Annotated in this window: 4 protein-coding genes and 1 pseudogene; 1 reads left to right on the plus strand and 4 read right to left on the minus strand. The window is 55.3% G+C overall.

Annotated features, from left to right (window positions below):
- The 3 genes and pseudogenes from B3Y70_RS17535 to B3Y70_RS04030 all read right to left on the minus strand — a co-directional run.
- Positions 1-80 (minus strand): annotated as a pseudogene (locus tag B3Y70_RS17535) (pilus assembly protein PilP); the annotation flags it as partial.
- Positions 80-643, minus strand: coding sequence for a PilN domain-containing protein (locus tag B3Y70_RS04025; protein ID WP_273031151.1), 564 nt, complete (start codon positions 641-643; stop codon positions 80-82). The pseudogene B3Y70_RS17535 and the gene B3Y70_RS04025, both read right to left, overlap by 1 nt.
- Entirely contained in the window at positions 643-1707 is a 1065-nt protein-coding gene (locus B3Y70_RS04030; RefSeq protein ID WP_011784345.1) for a pilus assembly protein PilM, read from the minus strand. Before B3Y70_RS04030 ends, B3Y70_RS04025 begins: the two co-directional genes overlap by 1 nt.
- A gap of 237 nt (positions 1708-1944) precedes the next feature.
- Here B3Y70_RS04030 and B3Y70_RS04035 point away from each other — a divergent pair, with 237 nt between their 5' ends.
- Positions 1945-4485: a penicillin-binding protein 1A gene (locus B3Y70_RS04035; RefSeq protein WP_288589230.1), complete on the plus strand. Its 2541-nt coding sequence runs from the start codon at positions 1945-1947 to the stop codon at positions 4483-4485.
- Between the two features lie 86 nt (positions 4486-4571).
- Here the strand turns inward: B3Y70_RS04035 and B3Y70_RS04040 are convergent.
- A partial coding sequence (locus B3Y70_RS04040; protein ID WP_288589232.1) for a malic enzyme-like NAD(P)-binding protein occupies positions 4572-5128 on the minus strand: 557 nt, incomplete at its 5' end.

Here is a 5128-nt window from a genome sequence, read left to right on the forward strand (position 1 = left end):
GGCCAGATGCCGGCATTGTTGATATCAAGATCATTGATATCGAATTCGTTAAGACTTTTCAGAGAGTCCGCGAGGCTCATCAGTTATCCTCCCCTTCGGGCTCTGGTGTCCGTTGCCGGACGGAGAGATTGAACTGGCTGTATCCGGACCGGGCGCTGTCTGCTGCAGCCACATTGGTCAGATTGGGATTGGCAAACCATTCCGAATCCTCGAACTGACGCATCAGGTTCGAAATCCGACTATTGGACTCAGCCATACCCACGATATCGAGTCGTTCTCCGGTTTTCTTGAGATCCGTATAGTAAAGTCCGTCCGGAATGGTTCTCACCAACTCATCGAACACCCGCACAATCACCGGTCGCTTACCCTGAAGATCCTGAATCACCTGCATCCGTGCCAGCAATTCATCGCGCTGACGCTTGAGGTTTTCAATCTCCTTGATCTGCTTGTCCAGCTCTTTGGTGGCAGTCTCAATATAGGCATTACGGGATTGCTGATAGGCAATCCGGCTGTCCATATCCGATTTCCAGAGGAAAGCCAGGCCACCCGCGATAATCACGGCGCCCAGTATCATCACAACAAACTGTTTCTGCTTCTCGGCGCGAAGCTCTTCCCGCCAGGGTCTGAGGTTAATTTTTGCCATCAGTCGAAACTCCTCATTGCCAGACCGCAGGCAATCATCAACGAGGGGGCATCATTGCTTAGCGCAGAGGCGTTAACCCGGGAGCCCACCGCCATATTGGCAAACGGATTGGCCACCAGGGTTGGCGTTCCAGTTTTCTCTTCCACCATTTCCGTGAGCCCCTGAATCGACGCTGTTCCTCCGGCAAGCACCACGTAATCCACCGCGTTGTACTGACTCGCGCCGAAGAAAAACTGGAGCGCCCGCGCCACTTGCTGAACAACCGCTTCCCGGAACGGGGTCAGAACTTCCTCGTTGTAGTCGTCTGGCAAACCACCCTGCTTCTTGGCCAGCCCCGCCTCTTCGAGCGACAGGCCGTAACGACGCTGAATCTCTTCCGTCAGCTGTTTTCCGCCAAAAATCTGCTCGCGGGTATAGACCGTCTTACCCTCTGCCAGCACACTCAGAGTTGTCATGGTCGCGCCAATATCAACGATGGCAACCACCAACTCTTCACCCTGGGAGTCGAGCTGAGGCTCAATCAGACTGTAAGCCCGCTCCAGAGCATAGGCTTCCACGTCGACAATCTTGGTTGTCAGCCCTGCAATTTCCAGGGCGTCTTCGCGAATGTCGACGTTTTCCTTACGGCAGGCTGCCAGCAGCACATCCACCTGATCCGGGTTGGATTCGGACGGACCCTGGACTTCGAAATCGATCGCCACTTCATCGAGGGGGTAAGGAATGTACTGATCGGCTTCCAGCGCAATCTGGTCTTCCATTTCAAACTCGTTGAGACCACCGTCCATCTGGATAACCTTGGTGATCACCGCCGAGCCGGAAACAGCAACAGCCACCTGTTTCACACTGGTACGTGACTTGGACGCGACACGCTTGAGCACTTCCCCAACCGCTTCGACGTCTGTGATGTTTTTTTCAACAACTGCATTGGCCGGCAACGGCTCTACCGCATAGCTCTCGACCTTGTATCGATCGCCATGTTTTGACAGCTCTAGCAGCTTGACCGAACTGGAGCTTACATCCACTCCAAGGACGGCACTGGATTTTTTTCCTGGTAATCCGAACACGCGCTCACCCTATACCTGGTTAAATGCACCCGGCGTTGGAACCCCTGAACCACTCCCTGTAAAGGCGATCATTTCAGAGGCGTTCTATGTGTTTTTTATGTAAGAGAATTTCTTATTTATTCCGTCTACAATGCAATCTCTCGAATTTCGGGAGACATTGCAGACGGCGAGGCGACCGAACCTTCCTAAAGCAATTTCTCAAATAATAGACCTATATCCAACAGTTGTCAGAAAAAAATGTCTCATTTGTTGCGTACATCTCGCGTTTTTGCCTGGTTCTTTCTTACCGGCCTGAGTGTCGCCATTATTATTTCCTCAAGCCTGTATCTTTATCTTCGGCCCAATCTGCCACCGGTGGAGCAATTGCTGGATGTCCGGCTGCAGACGCCGCTTCGGGTGTATAGCAAAGACAACAGATTAATAGCAGAATTCGGTGAAAAGAGAAGGGCACCGATCACAATAGAACAGATCCCTACAATTCAGTTACAAGCCTTCCTGGCAGCCGAAGACGCGCGGTTTTACGAGCACTTCGGAGTCGACATTAAAGGCCTGACGCGGGCTGCAGTGGAACTGATCACCACCGGAGAAATCCAGTCTGGCGGCAGTACCATCACCATGCAGGTTGCAAAAAATTACTTTTTGTCACGCGACCGGACCTTCATACGAAAGTTCAACGAGATACTGCTGGCTCTTCAGATTGAACGCGAACTGGATAAAAACAGGATTCTTGAGCTCTATCTGAACAAGATCTACCTCGGCAACCGGGCCTACGGAATCGCCGCTGCCGCCCAGGTTTACTACGACAAACCGGTGACAGAACTTTCACTGGCCCAGATGGCAATGTTGGCAGGTCTCCCCAAAGCCCCCTCTGCCTACAACCCCCTGGCAAATCCGGAGCGAGCCCTGATTCGCCGTAACTGGATTCTCGGCAGAATGAAAGACCTGGGCTACATCACCGAAGACGCCTGGTCTCTGGCCAGCAAAGCACCGCTGACCGCCAGCTATAACACTCGTGACGCCGAAGTGGATGCCGACTATGTGGCCGAGATGGCCCGGGCTGAAATGGTTCGCCGCTACGGAGAGAATGCATACACCGATGGCTACAGCGTGACCCTGACCGTCGACAGCGACAAGCAACAAACCGCTACCGAAGCCCTGAGGGCAGGCCTCGAAGCCTATGACCGCCGGCACGGTTTCCGGGGCCCCATCGGACAGTTCGACATTGAAGGCCTGACCCCGGCCGAACTGTCGGACAAAATGCAGAACTACCCGCGGGTTGAAACGCTGGTACCAGCCGTTGTGACATCAATAGACGACGAAAAGAACGAAGTAAAAGTACATGCCCGGCGCCTGGGCCCCGGCGTCATGCCCTTTGAAACCATGACCTGGGCACGCCGATTCCGAACCGAGAGCATCACCGGCCCCGAACCAGAAAAACCTTCGGATGTAGTCAACCCCGGGGAGGTCATCTATGTAAAAGTTGACCAACTGCCACAGATTAAAGACTCTGAGGCAGAATCTGGCAGCGAGGGCGCACCCACGCAGGCCGTCACCGAACTGCGAGTATCCCTGGCGCAAGCCCCCCGAATCGAGGGCGCACTCATCTCCCTGGAAGCCAAAACCGGCGCCATTGAAGCTTTGGCGGGCGGCTACAGCTTCAACCAGAGCAAGTACAATCGCGCCACCCAGGCCAGCCGCCAACCAGGCTCAACGTTCAAGCCGTTCCTGTACCTTTCCGCGCTGGAAAACGGCCGAACACCGGCGACCATCTACAACGACGCTCCGATCGTATTCGAAGACTCCGAACTTGAAACCGCATGGCGACCACAAAACTCATCAGGCCAGTTCTACGGGCCAACCACCTTGCGCGAGGGCCTTTACCGCTCCCGCAACCTAGTTTCCATCCGCCTGCTGAGAGACCTGGGCATCAACACCACCCTCAGCTACCTGAAGCAACTCAAACTCCCGACTGAAAACATGCCCTCCAACCTCTCGCTCTCGCTGGGCAGCGGCCTGCTGACACCCATGGAGCTGGCAAGAGGCTTTGCGGTAATCGCCAATGGCGGTTACGACGTACAGCCCTACCTGATTGAACGAATCGAGGAATGGGACGGCACCGTGGTCTATGAAGCCCCGAAGACCATATTATGCGACGAGAACTGCGACGCATCCCAGAGGCAGGTCGCCGATGCCGAACAAAGCACTTCGGAGCAACCACCCGAAATTGAAGGCATGACACTGCCAGCCTCCGCAGCCGAGGAGAACACAACCGAACCACGGATTATGCAACGCCTGGCCGACGAACGATCAATCTACATCATGCACTCCATGATGCAGGACGTGGTTCGCCGGGGAACGGGACGTCGCGCCCTGGCACTGAATCGCAGCGACATTGCCGGCAAGACGGGCACCACCAACGAGCAGAAAGACACCTGGTTCGCGGGCTTCAATCACGACATTGCAACCACGGTCTGGGTCGGATTTGACCAACCCTCTCCCTTGGGTCGCGGCGAGTATGGCGCCAGTACCGCACTGCCGATATGGGTCGACTATATGAAAGTAGCACTGGCAGGCCAGCCAGCAGCCACCATGCCCAGACCCAATGGCATCGTGAATATCCGGATCAACCCGGAAACCGGAGAAAGAGCTCGACCCGGCGAAGAAGCCGTTTTCGAGATATTCAAGGAAGAAGACGCACCCTCGCCTCTGCCAGCCGAGAGTATCGGAGGGAATGGCAACAATAGTAACGGGGACGACCTGTCACGGCAGATCTTCTGATCTGTCGCAGCATCACCCCAAGCAGGACGCACAAAAAAACCGGCGGGATCTCCGCCGGTTTTTTTTGAAGCCAGACTACATCCCGATCAGATGATGTCTTCCATAGACTTCAGCGGGTAGTGCGCAGGGTACGGATTACGCGCAACACCGGAATCTACTGCAGCACGGGCCACGGCGGCCGGCACTACTTCCAGCAGACGAACATCCATCGGCTTCGGAATGATGTATTCCTTACCGAATTCAAACGCATCAACACCGTAGGCTTCACAGATTTCCTGCGGCACCGGCTCTTTGGCCAGTTCACGGATCGCGTTAACCGCGGCAACCTTCATTTCCTCGTTGATAGCGGTTGCACGTACATCCAGTGCACCACGGAAAATGAACGGGAAGCCAAGCACGTTGTTCACCTGGTTCGGATAGTCAGAGCGACCGGTCGCCATGATCAGATCATCACGGGTGGCCAGAGCCACTTCCGGGCTGATTTCCGGATCCGGGTTGGAACAGGCAAACACCACCGGGTTCGGAGCCATTTTCGCCAGCTGCTCGGCAGACAGAAGATCCGGGCCGGACAGACCCAGGAACACGTCTGCGCCGTCGATGGCGTCGTCCAGAGTGCGCTTGTCGGTATCGTTGGCGAACATCG

This window comes from Marinobacter sp. UBA5687, assembly GCF_002420325.1.
Classification (GTDB): Bacteria; Pseudomonadota; Gammaproteobacteria; order Pseudomonadales; family Oleiphilaceae; genus Marinobacter; species Marinobacter nauticus.